Origin of the sequence: Sphingobium sp., from assembly GCF_036170395.1 — a bacterium.
Taxonomy (GTDB): Bacteria; Pseudomonadota; Alphaproteobacteria; order Sphingomonadales; family Sphingomonadaceae; genus Sphingobium.
Map to the genome: position 1 here is coordinate 40,079 of NZ_JAVHPD010000075.1, position 15,127 is coordinate 55,205.

Below are 15,127 nucleotides of genomic sequence, written 5' to 3' on the forward strand. Positions count from 1 at the left end.
CGCCCAATGAGGATTTCTGAAGGGTCGCGAAGCGCTGCTCATGCCGGGAAGATGCCGCGATCGACGATGGAGGCGACATCGACATGGGCGGGCAGTTCGCCATCGGCGCGGAAGCGATCGACCACACGCTGGAGCGGCGCGATGACGGCGGCGTCGGGCGCGACCAGCACGGGGTTCTGGCGATCCACGATCAGCTTGGCGAGCTTTGGGTCGACTCCGGTCGCCTTTGCGAACACGGCGGCATAGTCGGCCGGGTGCGCCTGCGCCCAGAGGCTGGCCTGGCGGAAGCGGGCGAGCACGTCCTTAAGCGCGGCGCGCTTGGCGGGATCGTCCAGCGCCGCCTGCGACGCGGCGATGAGGGTGAGGCCGGTGTTGATCCCCTGCCCGTCGCGCAGCACCCGCGCGCCGCGCTGCTCGGCGGCGATCTGATAGGTGCCGAAGGTCGCCCAGGCCTCGATCCGCCCGGCGGCGAAGGCAGCGGCGGCGTCGTTGGGCAGCATGAAGCCGATATCGACCGTGCGCCGGTCGAGCTTCGCTTCCTTGAGCGCTTCAAGGAGGAGATAATGCGAGATGCTGCCGCGTGCGCTGGAGACAATCACGCGGTGGCCGGCGAGAGCCGCGACCGAGCGGATCGGCGAGCCGGGCGGAACGATGATGCCGATGTCCTTCGTGGAGGAGACCGAGCCGGCGATCACCTTTAACGGCACCTTGGCCGCCGCCGCCAGCACGACCGGCAGGTCGCCCGCCGGCGCGGTATCGACCGCGCCGGCGTTGAGCGCTTCGAGCAAGGGCGCTGCGCCGACGAAATTGGCCCATTCTATGTCATAGGCGAGGTTGCCGAGCACCCCCGCTGCCTCCGCCTTCGACTGGAGCAGATGGACCTGATCGCCCAGCACCAGCTTCGTGCGGCCGCCCTTCCCGCCCCCGCACGCGGCGAGGGCGAAAGCGGCCGCCCCGGCGAGGAAGGTTCGGCGGTCAGAAGGCAAGAGCGATCCGTCCATAATAATAGCCGCCTGCCGGGTTGAAGGGCGACGGGCCGTAATAGCCCTGCCCCGTCTGGGGATTGCCCGGCCCGTTGGTTTCGGGCCGCACGTCGAAGAGATTGGTCGCGCCGACCGATAGCGTGGCAAAGTCGGTCACTTTCGCGCTGATGCTGGCGTCGGTGATGATCTTCGCGCCGAAATAGCGGTCGTCGCCCGCCGCCGTGCGTTGGGTATATTTGCCGTAGCGGGTGGCGGTGACGCTGACGCCGAAAATGCCCTTCTGCCAGTTGAAGCTGCTCACCAGCTTGGTGCGGGGCTGGAGCACTTCCAGCTCGCCGATCTTGTCGCCGCCGAAGAAGACCGATCCCGCGCCCAGCAGCGACGCGCCGTTCGCCGCGAAGAGTTGCGACGGGGTGGCGACGACGTCGGTGACCTTGGTCTTGGAATAGTTGAAGGCCAGCGTCAGGCCGACCTTGCCGAGGTCGCCCAGATTGCGGCTATAGTCCGCGACGAGGTCGAACCCCTTGGTCTCGGTGTCGGCGGCGTTGATGAAATATTCCGCCTGCTCGATGTCGGAGAGGCCGTTGGCGGCGAGGATCGCCGAGATGCCGGGGCCGAACAGGCGGCCGGTGCGCTCCACCCGGTCCTTGATGCGGATATAGTAGCTGTCGAGCGTGATCGAGAGCGACGGCGCGGGGGTGAAAACGAGGCCGAGGCCGGCGTTCCACGTCTTTTCCGCCTTGAGCGGCTTGGCGCCGAGCAACTGGCCCACGGTCGAGTCCGCCGTCACCAGCTTGGCGACGGTCGGGCGCAATTCGGTCTGGCCGGTGGCGGGGTTGAAGAAGGAGGAGGTGCGGCCGTCCGTCTGGGCATAGCCGATCTGCGTCAGTGAAGGCGCGCGGAAGCCGGTGCCGACCGTGCCGCGGATCGCGAGCGTCGGGGTGACTTCGTAGCGGCTGTTGAGCTTGAGGCCGATGGGGCTGCCCGAGCCGTCGTCATAATGTTCGGCCCGGATCGCCGCGCCGATATACCAGGCGTCAGTGGGATAGAGGCCGAGGTCGATATAGCCGGCATAGACTTTCCGGCTGATGTCGGCCTCGTCGGCGGGCGACAGGACGATCGCGCCCTGGACTACCGGCGACGCGATGCGGCCGACATTCCAGTCATATTGCTGGTCGCCCGGCTTGAAGGTGTAGGTCGCGGGCTGATAAGCCAGCGGATCGCCGGCGAAGGTGCGGAAGCGGTCGAGCCGATATTCGGCGCCCACCGAGATTTCGAGCGGCTTTGCGAGACCGATGTCGACGCTGCGGTGCAGATCGACATTGTGGGTCCACTGGCGGAACTCGAAATTGGCGAGGTTGGGCCATTCCGTCGGGCCGGTCGGCCCGAGCGAGGGACGGACCGACAGCTTGGAGAATTGATGGCTGTAGTTGCGGCCGAAGGAGGAGGAGACGTCATAGTCCCAGCCGACCAGCGTGCCCTTCAGACCCGCGACAACCTGAAAGTCATTCTCCTCGATATTGTTGAGCGGGTAATAGCCGTCCGGGAACTGCGCCGTGAAATTGGCGGTGCTGTTGGGGCGGCGGAAATTATTGCCGATCTGGGCGTCGCGCTCGCCATAGGTGCCGAAGCTGTAGAGGCTGACATTTTCGGTTACCGGCAATTCGGCATTGTAGGCCAAGTTGAACGCCTCGATCTGCGGGTCGCCATTATGCGCGCCGTCGCGGTTCCACTGGGCGTTGCGGGCGTTGGCGGCGGCGACGTTCGCCTCGACCTGGGCACGGGTGAGGCCGCTCGTCGCCACCACCTGGTCGATGGTGCGGCCGGCGGGCAGGCCGTAGAGGTTGATGTCGGTCGCGGGCAGGTTCCACCACGCCCCGCCGCGCTTGCGGATGTCGCCGGAGAGGGTGAGGAAGCCGCCGTCAGGGCCGATCTTCGTGCCATAGCGGATCGTGCCCTTCCAGCTGTCGGGCTCGCCATTGGCCTCGTAGAGGGTGCCGTAGGTGAAGTCGGCGGAGAGCCCCTCCTTCTCGGCAAGCTGGATGTTGATGACGCCGGCGATCGCGTCGGTGCCATACTGAGCGGCGGCGCTGTCCTTCAGCACCTCGATCCGGTCGATCGCGCTCGTTGGGATGAGATCGATATCAACCGGGTTCGCGCCCGACGTGTCGGCGGTCGAGTTGTTGAGGAAAGCGCCGTTATGCCGCCGCTTTCCGTTCACCAGCACCAGCGTATAGGCGGGCGCGAGGCCGCGGTTGGTGACGGGGCGGCCGATCGAGAAGACGCCGGCATGGGTCGCGCCGAAGTTGAGCGAGGGGAGCAGCTTGGACAGCGCTTCGCCGAACTCGGCCGAGCCGGTGGCTTGCAGCTTTTCCGCGCCCACCACGTCGATCGGGGCCGGGCTTTCCGCAATGGTGCGGGGCGCCCCGCGCACGCCGGTGACGATGATGGTGCCGGCGTCGGCCCCGTCGCCCTCCGCTGCCTGCGGGGCGACCGGGAGCGGCTGCGCCGATGCAAGTGGAACAGCGAGTGGAACAGCTATACACGCACTTGCTTTTGTAAGATACTGAAAACGCTTCATGTTTTTTGACCCCCAGTTCGGATTTGAGGGTTGCTATATTTACTACATCTTTAGTTGAGAAATGAGTTTGACCAATGACCTATGATTTACTCTCAACTTTAGCTTAGCTTTGCTGATGGAAATCTATTGTTTAGAGAAACTTGGATCAAAGGCTTGCGATACATTGCGCGCGTCTTCGATGAGGCCCGCGCGCTGGAATCGGGCGGTGATCGCCTCCTCATGCGCGACGACGCTGGCATCAATCGGGCGCGATACGCGGTTGCTCCGCTCGAAACTGGCGCGGGCGATGTCGAGCGGCAGGCCGGTTTCCTTCGCCAGCACCGCCGCGAACTGATCGGGATGCGCGCGCGACCAGGCGACCGCCTTCGCTTCCCGTTTCAGGAAATCGGCGAGCAGCGCGCGCTTGGGCGCGATCGAGTCCGCATTGGCGATGTCGATATAGAGCGGCAGGCCATAATCCTTGGCGTCCACGACGGCGCGCGCGCCTTCCTTGATCGCGACATTGGTATAGGGTGTCCAGGTCGCCCAGGCGTCGATCGCGCCGCTGTCGAAAGCGGCCTTCGCGTCGCCGGGCGGCAGGAAGGTGACGCGGACCTTCTCCGCCGGGATGTTCGCGCGTTCGAGCGCCTGGAGCAGCAGATGATGGCCGATCGAGCCGCGCGTGGTGGCGACTGACCGGCCTACCAGATCCTGCGCGCTGCGGATCGGCGATCCGGTCTTGACGAGGATGGCGAGCGCTTGCGCCGCCTGGTTGGCGGGGGACTGGACGGCGATCGCCTTGACCGGGCTGCCGCTCTGATAGGCGAAGATGAACGGCGCGTCGGCGGCAAGGCCCAAGTCCGCCGCGCCGCCGCCGACCGCTTCGAGCAACGGCTGGGCCGCGGGAAATTCGGACCATTCGACGCTATAGGGCGCGCCTTCCAGAGCGCCGGAGGCGAGCATCATCGCCTTCACCTGCCCCTTCTGGTTGGCGACGCGCAGGACATTGTCGTCTTTGCGGGAAAAGGTCGCGGCGGCAAGGCCGAGGCCCGCCACCGCGACAAGGGCCGCCGACAGGATGGCGACAGTCTTTTTCGACATGGATCAGCCCGCCAGAGCGAGACCGGCCGCTTCGCGCTCCGCGACCTTGGCGCGGACCAGCGGCAGCAGTTCGCGGCCGTAGACGATCGAATCGCCGAGCGGATCGAAGCCGCGGATCAGGAAATGGTCGATGCCGATGTCATAATAATCGAGCATGGCGTCGGCGACCTGCTCGGGCGTGCCGACGAGGCCCGTGCTGTTGCCGGCCGCGCCGGTCAGCGCCGCGACCCCGGTCCACAGGCGCTTGTCCTGCCGGTTGCTGCTGGCGGTTTCGAGCAGGCGCAGCGAGCCGGCATTGGGCGGGCGATGGCCGGTCAGCGGCAGCCCGGCGGCGACGCGGTTTCCGCGCACCTGTTCCTCGATCTCGGCAGCGCGCTTCCACGCGGCTTCCTCGGTGTCGGCGATGACGGGACGGAGCGAGAGCGAGAAGCCGGGGCTGCGCCCGTAGCGCGCGGCGGACTTGCGCACGGCGCGGACCGTGTCCTGCACGGCGGCGAGGGTTTCGCCCCAGAGCGCATAGACATCGGCATGGCGGCCAGCGACCTCGATCGCCTCGTCCGACGAACCGCCGAAGAAGACCGGCAGATTGTCGGGCTTGATCGCGCTGAACGCCTGGCGGATGTCGTAGAAGCGGCCCTGATGATCGAAGGGCTTGGACGCAGTCCACTCCTGCCGCAGGATCGTCAGATATTCGTCGGTGCGGGCGTAGCGTTCCGCCTTGACCGTCTTCGTGTCGCCGTCGCGCGCCATTTCTTCATCGGCGCCGCCGGTGATGATGTGGACGGCGACGCGGCCGCCCGAAAGCTGGTCGAGCGTCGCGAGCTGCCGCGCGGCGACGGTCGGCTGGGTGAAGCCGGGGCGATGCGCGACGAGGAAGCCGAGCCGCGTCGTGCGCGCGGCGGCATGGGCCGCGACGATCTGGCTTTCCGGGCTGTTGGAGCCGAAGGGGATAAGGACACGGTCGAAGCCGCCCTCCTCCTGCGCCTTAGCGGCGGCATCGACATAGTCGATATCGAGCGCGCGGCTGCGGACGGCCGACTGGGTTTCGGAGCCGTTGTTGAAGCCGATATAGCCGATGAACTTGACGCTCATGCTGCGTCCTCCTGTCTTTCTGTCTTTATCAGATCACATAAAAGCCGTGGGTGCCGTCGCGCTCCAGCTGGGCGACGAGGCCATATTCCCAGTCGAGATAGGCCTGCATCGCGGCGGCCTTGTTGTCGGTGCCTTCATAGGGGCGCTTGTAGCGGCCCTCCGGGCCACGCGGCGGCGGCGCGCTGTCGGGGCCGCGCTCCAGCGTGGCGGCGGACCAGTCGACGTCGAGCACATAGACTTCCCACCCAAGCTGGGCGAGCCAGGAGGCGGTCATGTCGGCGCGCACGCCGGTGGGATCGGTGACGACGATGCGCGCGCCGCGCACCGGGGCATTATGGTCGGTTTCCTGGACCAGCTGCCCGCCCTGCGCGTTGCGGAAGCCAGGCAGATGGCCGCTTTCATATTCGCGCGGCTGGCGGACGTCGTAGAGATAGAGGGTGCGCCCCGTCTCGGCTTTCAGCGCCTCCAGCTCTTTCCAGCCGATCCGCTTGACGCCCGCACGATAGGCGACGTCGCGGGCGTGGGCGCGCGCTTCTTCCGTCGCGGCATCGTCCACTTCGGGCGCGGCGCGGGTCTGGCCGGTTTCCAGCTCCTGCCCGGCCAGAGTCCAGCCGATCGTGCCGTTGCGCAGGGCATAGACCTTGTTGGGGATGCCGGCATTCACCAGCGACTGCGCGCCGATGATCGACCGTGTACGGCCGGCGCAGTTGACGATGATCGTGGTGTCGGGATCGGGCGCAATGGTCTGCGCGCGGAGCACCAGTTCCGCGCCGGGGACACTGGTGCCGGTCGGGATGTTCATGGTGTTATATTCGTCGTAGCGGCGGGCATCGAGAATCTTGATGTCGGCCTTTTCGCGGATCAGCGCCTGCACTTCCTCGGCGGGGAGGCTCGGGGTGTGGCGGCGATGTTCGACCAGTTCGCCGAACGCCTTGCTGTAGCTGTTCACATCCTCGAACAGCTCATAGCCCGCGTCGCGCCAGGCGGCGAGGCCGCCCTCCAGCTCGCGCACGTCGGTGTAACCGAGCGCCTCGAGGCGGACCGCCGCCTTGCGCGCCAGCCCTTCGCCATTGTCATAGATGATGATCGGGGTGTCGAGGCGGGGAATGCGCCAGCGCGCTTCTGCGTCGATGCGGCGGAGCGGGATCTGCGCCGCGAAGAGGGGATGGCCCTGCGCGAATTCATGCTCCTCGCGCACGTCGATCAGCGCGATCTCGGTGCCGATCAGGAGGGCGCGCCGGATGTCCTGCGGGGTGGACGTCTGGAGGCGGTCAAGCGTGTCGGTGGTCATGGGTTTCTCGATCTGTCCCAAAGATTGGGGAGGGTGCGGTTGGCATATCCCGAGATGAAGGTCTTGGGCGTGCCGTCGGGGGCGTAGGTCGCGCGCTCGACCGCGCCGATATTCGCGCCATAGACGTGGATGCTGACCGAGGGGCGGTCGGCGAGACCGTTGGTGACGCGGTGAATGTCGGCGATGCGGGGAGAGACGGCGTCGACCTCGCCGGCGTGGAGCAGTTCCTCGCCCTCCGCCACCAGCGCGCCCGAAGGGAGGCGGCCGAAGCGCTCGACCCGCTCGACGCCGCGCAGGACGCCGACCAGGCCCCAGACGCTATGGTCGTGGATCGGGGTGGACTGGCCCGGTCCCCAGACGAAGCTGACGACGCTGAAGCGCTCGCGGCTGTCGCAATGGAGCAGATATTGCTGGTAGCGGTCGGGGTTGGGCCGCGCATACTCTTCCGGCAGCCAGTCGTCGGTTGCGATCAGCCGGGCGAGCAGCGCGCTGCCGCTGTCGAGGATCGCCCGTTCATCGCTGGTCGCCGCCAGCAGGTCGGCGAAGGCGGTGACGAAGCCGCGCAGGCGGGTGGTGTCGATCGGCCGGTCGAGGGTGGCGGCTGCCGTCATTCGGCGGCTTCCAGCGCGGGCGCGAAGGGGATGACGCCATGATCGTCGCCGCCGAGATTGGCCAGCAGCTTTTCGCGCAGGCGGGCGGAGAAGCTGGCGCGTTCGCCGCGCGGGGCGGTGATGCGTTCTTCGGCGACGATGCGGCCTTTGTCCAGCACCAGCACCCGGTCGGCGAGCGCGATCGCTTCCTCGACATCATGGGTGACGAGCAGCACGGCGGGGCGGTGCCTGCGCCAGAGCGCGAGGACGAGGTCGTGCATCCGGTAGCGGGTGAGCGCATCGAGCGCCGCGAAGGGTTCGTCGAGCAGCAGCAATTCGGGCTCCCGCACCAGCGCGCGGGCGAGCGCGGCGCGCTGGGCTTCGCCGCCCGAAAGAGTGAGTGGCCAAGCGTCGATGCGATGGCCGAGGCCGACCTCCTTGAGCGCGGCTTCGGCGCGGGGGCGGATGTCGCCCTTGAGGCCGAGGCCGACATTCTTCCAGACCGGCTTCCACGGCAGGAGGCGGGCGTCCTGAAACACGACGGCGCGGCTGTCGGGGACTTCGACATTCTGGCCGCGCACTTCATCGAGGCCGGCGAGGGTGCGCAGCAAGGTGGTCTTGCCCGATCCCGAGCGGCCGAGCAGGGCGATGAACTCGCCCGGCGCGATATCGAGGTCCAGCCCGTCGATGATCGTGTTCGCGCCGAAGCGGCGGGTGAAGCCGCGCAGGCGGACCACGGGCTCGGGATGGGGTTGATGCACTGCGCTGTCGAGCGCGGTAAAGCCGAGGCGAGCGTCCATGCTTATTGCTCCACTATGCTGGGGCGCCAGACGAGGGCGCGGGCTTCGATGGCGCGGACCAGCCAGTCGGCGCCGAGACCGAGGATGGCGTAGACCATCAGGCAGACGACGATGATGTCGGTCCGCATGAAATCGCGGGCATTGTTGATGAGGTAGCCAAGGCCGGCCGAAGCGTTGATCTGCTCCGCCACGACGAGGACGAGGATCGAGACCGAGAGGGCGTAGCGGAGTCCGACCAGCAGCGAGGGTAGTGCCGAGGGCAGGACGACATGCCAGATCTGTTCGGCGCGGCTGAGACCGAAGCTCTTGGCGGCGTCCAGCAGGCGCAGGTCGACGCTGCGGATGCCGCTGTAGAGGTTGAGATAGACCGGGAAGATGGTGGCGAAGGCGATCAGCGCCACCTTGGGGGTTTCGCCGATGCCGAACCAGACGATGAAGAGCGGGGTCAGCGCGAGCGCCGGGATGGTGCGCTTGATCTGCATGAGCGGATCGACCGCCAGCTCGCCGGCGCGGGACAGGCCGGCGAAGAGGCCGAGAGCGAGGCCGAGACCGACGCCGATCAGAAGGCCGGCGGCGACTCGGGCGAAGGAGACGAGGAGATTGGAGGGCAGCTCGCCCGAAATCACCATCTCGATGAGCGTGCCGATGACGGCCGAGGGCGCGGCGAGTGTGCGTTCGGGGATCAGGCCGCTACGCGAACCCAGCTCCCAGAGCAGCAGCAGCAGCACCGGCGAGAGCCAGCGGCCGCCGAAGCGCGACAGCGAGAAGGGCCGCCGCGCGCGCTCCGCGCCATGGGAATGTCCGATTGCTACGCTTGCCATATCCGGTCCCTGTTCAGGTCGCGGCAAGCCCATCATGTATTCTCTACCGTTTCAATTAAGTTTTTCTGCGCCGATCTATGAGCGCCGGTCATAAGGCTCGGCCGGATGCCCGATCGGCTCGCCTAAACGAAGAAAAGAGCCGTTTTTTGGTCCGGCGGCGGACATATCAAGATTTAGTTGGTCACCCCAAATCTCTACTATTTTGATTGATATATAAGCATCGGCGATAGGGGATGGCCCGTTCCCTGCCTTGGGTCGGTCCTTCCCCGCATTCTTCCCGAGAAAGGCCCGCCGTGCCGGTCAACCTGCCCACCAATTTGCTGCGCAGCTTCGTCGCGATCGTCGATACCGGATCGATGCTCAATGCGTCGGAACAGGTGTTCGTGACCCAGTCCGCGCTCAGTCTCCAGATCAAGCGGCTGGAGGAGCTGGTGCAGCAGACCCTGTTCCTGCGCGAAGGGCGGCGGCTGAACCTGACGCCGGCCGGCGAGGTGATGCTGGATTATGCGCGGCGCGTGCTGCTGCTGCATGACGAGGCGGTGGCGGCGGTGAGCGCGGGGCGCTTTGCCGGGCCGGCGCGGATCGGCATGGTGCAGGATTTCGCGGACACTTTGCTGTCCGGGCTGCTTTCGCGCTTTTCGGAGCTGCACCCCGACGCGCAAATCTATGCGCGCGTCGCGGGCACGGCGGAGTTGCAGGCGCTGCTCGATCGGCGCGAGCTGGACATTTTGCTGGGCTTTGCCGCGCCGAACGACCCCCATGCGGTCACGGTCGCGCCGATGGCCTGGTATGGCGATGCGGCGCTGGCCGACCGCAGCATCATTCCGCTCGCCGTGCTGGAGGAGCCCTGCCGCTTCCGGGAGGCGGCGATACGGGGGCTGGAGGACGCAGGCCTGCAATGGCGGATCGCGGTGGAGACGCCCAATCTCGCGACGCTCAAGGCGGCCGTGGGCGCGGGCCTGGGCATCACCTGCCGCACGCATCTTTTCATCGGCGAGGAAGCGACGCTCGCGCATGAGCGCTTGCCCGACCTGCCGCGCGTCGCGGCGATATTGCGCGCGGGCGACAAGCTGGACAGCGCGGCGCACCGGCTGGCGGAGCTGGCGCGGGAGACGGTGCAGGGGCTGTGATGCGCCTGCCCGCTTAGTAACCCCGCGCCGGATCGACCACGTCGGTCGGGGTTTCGCCACGCACGAAGCGGCTGATGTCGTCGCGCACCTTCTCCAGCAGGCGGTGCCGCACGAGCGTGTAGTTGCTGGAGATATGCGGGGTCAGCCGGACCTTGGGGTGACTGTAGAGCGAATGGCCTTCGGGCAGCGGCTCGGGTTCGGTGACGTCGAGCGTAGCAAAGCCCGGACCATCAGCGCGGTCGAGCGCGCGGACCAGCGCATCCTGATCCAGCACGGAGCCGCGCGCGACATTGATGATGTGCGCGCCGGGCTTTACCTGTGCAAGCAAGAGCGCGTCGAAAAGATGGCGGGTCTGGGGCGTGCCGGGCACGGCGACGACGATATGGTCGGCGCGGGCGACGAGAGCGGGCAGATCGGTCAGCAGTTCGACGCCGCTGATCCCGGCCTGCGCGCCCGATCGCCGCAGCGCCACCACCTGCGCGCCGAGCGCCAGCACGCGCCGCGCCACCGCCTGGCCGATCGCGCCCAGCCCGACGATGCCGACCGTGGTGCCGGACACGCGCCCCAGCGGCGCATGTTTCCAGTCGGCGCGCGACCGCACCGTCACCGCCTCAAGATTCTTGGCATGGGCATAGATGGCGGCGATCACATAGTCGGCGATTTCGTCCGACGCGACGCCGCGCCCGCAGGTGACGAGCGGCGCGTCGAGCAGCCATTCGGGATAGAAATCAATGCCGGCGGACGCGCTATAGACCCATTTCAACCGGCCCGGCCACAGCGAGGGACGCGCGACGCGCGGCTGACGCCAGGCGGGCGTCGGGCGGACCAGCAGCAGGTCGGCTTCGGCGGCGGCGGTCCAGGGTTCGTCCTCCGCCACGTCGATCACGACCGGCGCGATCGGGTGCTGGCCGAGACCCTTGTTGAAATCGGCGTCGAGCTGGCTGGCGATGATGAGCGACATGGTTATTGCCCCAGCGCCGCGCGACCGGCGGTGACAAGGATCGTGTCGGTCTGCGGCGAGTGGATGCGGCTGCACAGCACGTCGCGATAATGGCGTTCGAGCGGGTTGTTGCGGCTGAGGCCGGGATTGCCGGTGAGGTCCAAGCCGATCTCGACCGCGCGGATGGCGTTGGCGGTCGCGACATATTTGATATTGTTGACCGCGACCGCGCCGGGCGGATCGCCGGCATCGTAGCGCGCGGCGGCGTCGCGGATCAGGGCGGCGTTGACCTGAAGCAGCGCCTCTATCTCGCCGAACTTCTCCTGCACGCGCGGCAGGGTGGCGAGCGACGCGCCGAGGTTGGAGGGCACGCGGTCGTTAAGATAGGGCGCGAGCCAGTCGCGCGCGGCGCGGGCCACGCCGTCATAGATGGTCGATATGGCGAGTGCGTTCCAGATGGCGAGGCTGGGGTCGCCCGCAGCCGCCGCCCATTGCTGTGGCAGGCGCACGTCCACCGCATGGTCGAGCGGGGTCGGCGTGTCGGCGAAATGGACCGCGTGGCTGACGGTCGCGCGCATCCCCAGATGATCCCAGGCCGGCTCGATGGTGACGCCGGGACTGCCGGCCTTCACCAGGAAATTGCCAACGCGCGGCTCCTCTTCGTCCGTTTTCGCCCAGACCGAATACCAGTCGAGCCCAGTCGATCCGGTCGAATAGATTTTCGTGCCGCTGATCGCCCAGCCGTCGGCCGTGCGCCGCGCGATCGTGACGGGCAGGCCGCCCCGCACCGGGGTGCCGAGTTCGGGCTCGACGCGGAGGCCCCCGATCAGGCCGCGACCCGCAACCGCATCGGCCGCCAGCCGCTCGTAGATGGCGGCGGGCCAGCCCTGCGCGCGATGCGGGTTGGCGTGATAATGATAGGTCATGAAGAGGATGAGCGCGGTCGACGGCTCCCCTTTCGCGACGGCGGCGAGCACACGCAGCGCCTCTGACAGGTTCGCGCCGCGACCGCCCAGTTCCGGGCGGACGGTGAGGCCGATCAGCCCTTCGCGCGCCAGCAGGTCGAAGGGCGCGCGGGGAAATTCGCCGCTGCGGTCATAGGCTTGCGCATGGGACGCGAGTTCGCGGGTCAGCCAGTCGAGATAATCGTCGGTGATCGCGGGAATGGCGTCGGGGGTTGCGAGACGGGTTGCCATGATGGTCAGCCTCTTTTGGGAATGGCGGAATTGAAGCGGTCGTCCCACAAAGGGCGGACATCGACCGGCTTGGGGAGCAGCTTCTGCGCGTAGAAGAGGTCGGCGACCTTCTGCTGCGACGCGATGGCTTGCCGAGTCACCGGCCGCAGTTCGTAGGTCGCGCTTTTGCGCTTGAACTGGTCCTGCACATAGGCGAGCGGTACGCCGATATCCTTGGACACGATGGCCGCCCATTGCTCCTGATGCGCGGCAGCCCAGCCATAGGCTCTTTGGACCAGGCCGAGATAGTCGGCGACCAGCTTCGCCTTATCGGGATCAGCCAGCGTATCGACATGCGCGGCGACGAGATAATTGCCCGACAGGATGCCATAGGCGGTGCGCAGGATGCGCGCGCCTTCGGTCGCGATCGCGCGCTGGATCGGGAAGCCGTAGATCGCCCAGGCGTCGAGCGCACCTTGCGAGAAGGCTGCCGCGCCGTCGCTGACGCCCATCGCCACCGGCCTGATATCGTCCCATCCCAGGCCGACTTCCTCCAGCATGCGGATGAGGAAATATTGCGAGGTGGTCGCGCGGACATAGCCGACGCGCTTGCCCTTGAGGTCCGCGATGCTCCTGGCGGTCGATCCCTTGGGCACCAGCACGACCTGGTTATTGACGTCGCCATGGGCGACCGCGATCTGGCGGAAGCTCTGGATGGTGGAGGCGGCGGCGAAGATGGGCGGGATCTCGCTCATCCCGCCATAATCGAGCGAGCCGCCGTTCAGCGCCTCGACCACCAGATGGCCCGACTGGAACTCGCTATAGGCGATGTCGAAGCCGTCGGGCTTGATCCCGGCGGATTTGAAGAGCAGGCGCGAATCGCCGTCGCCCTTGCCGGTGATCGACACGCGCAACGTGGGTCGGCCGCCCTTGGTGGAACCGCAGGCGGCGAGCAGCAGGCAGGAGGCCGCGCCGCCGCCCAGCAGCAGCCGGCGGGAAAGACCCTCAGCCGCCATGGGCGCTTGTCGCGGCCGGGGCGGGATCGGCGGCGCGCTCGAACAGGATGACATGGGGATCGCGCAGAAATTCGCGCGCCGCCGCCGCCTTACAGCGCCGCCACCCGGCCAGCAGGGATCGCACAGGGGCCATGACCATAATCTCCGACAATCACATCTTGGCTATTTATCTATGGTAGCAGTAGAGATATGTCCCACAAGCAATGCTGCCCGTTCCATTAGAAATGCTTGATCGATGCTGAGCGCCGATCATGTCGCCATAGTCGGCGGCGGCTTTTCCGGCACGCTGCTGGCGATCAACCTGCTGCGTCATGGCGAGGCGCGGGTGACGCTGATCGAGCGTCGGGGCGACCGGCTGGGGCGGGGCCTTGCCTATGGCGCGGCGCAAGACGACCATGTCCTCAATGTCCGCGCCGCCAATATGAGCGCGCTGCCCGACGCACCGGGCCATTTCGCCGACTGGCTGAAGGCGCGGGCCGAAGGACAGGATGCCAGTTTCGCCACGCGGCGGACCTATGGTCTATATCTGCGCGACCTGCTGGAGGCGGCGGCGGACGAGGCGGGCGCGCGGCTGCGGCTGGTGGAGGCCGAGGCGGTCGATATCCGGCTGTCGGACGAGGCGGCGGCGGTGCGGCTGGCGACCGGCGCGTGGGTGGCTGCGGACATTGCGGTGATTGCGCCGGGCAACCTGCCGCCGCATGCGCTGCCTGCCTTTGCTGGCATCAGCCATATCGCCTATGCCGACGATCCCTGGACGGCGGGGCTGGCTGATGGGTTATGCGGAGACGATCAGGTGCTGCTGCTCGGCTGTGGGCTGACGGCGGTGGATTGCGCGCTCAGCCTCGACACGGGGGGCTTTGCCGGGCGGATCGTCGCGGTGTCCCGGCGCGGGCTGCTGCCCCACGCCCATGCGCCGGGGCCGGCGGCGGCGAGCCCGACGGAGCGGCCGGCGGGTTCGGCGTCGGCGCTGGTGCGGCAGGTGCGGGCGCGGGCGGAGGCGATCGGCTGGCGCGGGGCGGTGGACGAACTGCGGCCCTTCACCCAGGATATGTGGCGCGCCGCCGACGCGGCCGACCGGGCGCGCTTCCTGCGGCATTTGCGGCCCTATTGGGATGTGCACCGCCACCGCCTCGCGCCGGCGGTGGCCGAACGGCTGGCGGCGATGCGCGCCAGCGGGCGACTGGAGATCGGGGCGGCGAAGATCGTGGCCGCGCGGCCGGAGGGCGATGGGATCGCGGTCGCGTTGCGTCCGCGGGGGAGCGACGCGGTGACGTGGCGACGCTTCGCGCGGGTCATCAACTGTACCGGGCCTCTCGGCGACCTCAACCGCGCACGCGATCCGCTGTTGCGCGCGCTGGCCGACAAGGGCGCGATCCGGCCCGATCCGCTGGCGATCGGCATCGATGTGGATCGCCAGTGCCGCGCGATCAGCGCGGACGGCGAGGCGCAGGAGCGGCTGCGCGTCGTCGGCCCGATGACGCGCGGCGCGCATTGGGAGATCGTCGCCGTGCCCGACATCAGGCGGCAGGTGTGGACGCTGGCGCGCGAGATCAGCCACGCTTATTGGGTCGAGGCGGCGGGGCTCTGACCCCCCTCACCTATTTGCCTAAGTCATAGTCGCGGCACGA

At 67.6% G+C, this 15,127-nt stretch carries 14 protein-coding genes; 2 read left to right on the forward strand and 12 right to left on the reverse strand.

Annotated features, from left to right (window positions below; genetic code table 11):
* Positions 1 to 38: 38 nt before the first annotated feature.
* The 8 genes from V2B31_RS18305 to V2B31_RS18340 form a co-directional block, all read right to left on the reverse strand.
* Positions 39 to 986, reverse strand: coding sequence for an ABC transporter substrate-binding protein (locus V2B31_RS18305; protein ID WP_328281299.1), 948 nt, complete (start codon positions 984 to 986; stop codon positions 39 to 41).
* Positions 976 to 3,564 (reverse strand): TonB-dependent receptor plug domain-containing protein, encoded by a 2,589-nt coding sequence (locus V2B31_RS18310; RefSeq protein WP_328281303.1) that lies wholly within the window; start codon positions 3,562 to 3,564, stop codon positions 976 to 978. The genes V2B31_RS18305 and V2B31_RS18310 overlap by 11 nt, the downstream gene beginning before the upstream one ends.
* 123 nt (positions 3,565 to 3,687) lie before the next feature.
* Entirely contained in the window at positions 3,688 to 4,644 is a 957-nt protein-coding gene (locus tag V2B31_RS18315) for an ABC transporter substrate-binding protein (RefSeq protein ID WP_328281307.1), read from the reverse strand.
* Between the two features lie 3 nt (positions 4,645 to 4,647).
* Positions 4,648 to 5,736 (reverse strand): LLM class flavin-dependent oxidoreductase, encoded by a 1,089-nt coding sequence (locus tag V2B31_RS18320; RefSeq protein ID WP_328281311.1) that lies wholly within the window; start codon positions 5,734 to 5,736, stop codon positions 4,648 to 4,650.
* Positions 5,737 to 5,764: 28 nt separating this feature from the next.
* Positions 5,765 to 7,027 (reverse strand): rhodanese-like domain-containing protein, encoded by a 1,263-nt coding sequence (locus tag V2B31_RS18325; RefSeq protein ID WP_328281315.1) that lies wholly within the window; start codon positions 7,025 to 7,027, stop codon positions 5,765 to 5,767.
* Positions 7,024 to 7,638, reverse strand: a complete 615-nt coding sequence (locus V2B31_RS18330; RefSeq protein ID WP_328281319.1) for a cysteine dioxygenase — start codon at positions 7,636 to 7,638, stop codon at positions 7,024 to 7,026. The genes V2B31_RS18325 and V2B31_RS18330 overlap by 4 nt, the downstream gene beginning before the upstream one ends.
* Entirely contained in the window at positions 7,635 to 8,417 is a 783-nt protein-coding gene (locus V2B31_RS18335; protein WP_328281323.1) for an ABC transporter ATP-binding protein, read from the reverse strand. The genes V2B31_RS18330 and V2B31_RS18335 overlap by 4 nt, the downstream gene beginning before the upstream one ends.
* A 2-nt stretch (positions 8,418 to 8,419) precedes the next feature.
* Complete coding sequence (locus V2B31_RS18340; RefSeq protein ID WP_328281327.1) at positions 8,420 to 9,238, reverse strand: ABC transporter permease; 819 nt, start codon at positions 9,236 to 9,238, stop codon at positions 8,420 to 8,422.
* Between the two features lie 293 nt (positions 9,239 to 9,531).
* Here V2B31_RS18340 and V2B31_RS18345 point away from each other — a divergent pair, with 293 nt between their 5' ends.
* Positions 9,532 to 10,368: a LysR substrate-binding domain-containing protein gene (locus tag V2B31_RS18345; protein WP_328281331.1), complete on the forward strand. Its 837-nt coding sequence runs from the start codon at positions 9,532 to 9,534 to the stop codon at positions 10,366 to 10,368.
* A 13-nt stretch (positions 10,369 to 10,381) separates the two neighbouring features.
* Here the strand turns inward: V2B31_RS18345 and V2B31_RS18350 are convergent, their stop codons facing one another.
* The 4 genes from V2B31_RS18350 to V2B31_RS18365 are packed head-to-tail and all read right to left on the reverse strand — an operon-like array spanning position 10,382 to position 13,632.
* A complete protein-coding gene (locus V2B31_RS18350; RefSeq protein ID WP_328281333.1) occupies positions 10,382 to 11,329 on the reverse strand; it encodes an NAD(P)-dependent oxidoreductase in 948 nt (315 codons plus the stop codon).
* Positions 11,330 to 11,331: 2 nt separating this feature from the next.
* On the reverse strand, positions 11,332 to 12,504 hold the full coding sequence (locus V2B31_RS18355) for an acyl-CoA dehydrogenase family protein (protein WP_328281335.1): 1,173 nt from the start codon (positions 12,502 to 12,504) through the stop codon (positions 11,332 to 11,334).
* A 5-nt stretch (positions 12,505 to 12,509) separates the two neighbouring features.
* Positions 12,510 to 13,499: an ABC transporter substrate-binding protein gene (locus tag V2B31_RS18360; RefSeq protein ID WP_328281339.1), complete on the reverse strand. Its 990-nt coding sequence runs from the start codon at positions 13,497 to 13,499 to the stop codon at positions 12,510 to 12,512.
* Complete coding sequence (locus tag V2B31_RS18365) at positions 13,489 to 13,632, reverse strand: hypothetical protein (protein ID WP_328281343.1); 144 nt, start codon at positions 13,630 to 13,632, stop codon at positions 13,489 to 13,491. The genes V2B31_RS18360 and V2B31_RS18365 overlap by 11 nt, the downstream gene beginning before the upstream one ends.
* Positions 13,633 to 13,734: 102 nt before the next feature.
* On the opposite strand from V2B31_RS18365, the gene V2B31_RS18370 reads away from it, so the two are divergent.
* Complete coding sequence (locus V2B31_RS18370) at positions 13,735 to 15,087, forward strand: FAD/NAD(P)-binding protein (protein WP_328281346.1); 1,353 nt, start codon at positions 13,735 to 13,737, stop codon at positions 15,085 to 15,087.
* The last annotated feature ends 40 nt before the right edge of the window (positions 15,088 to 15,127 follow it).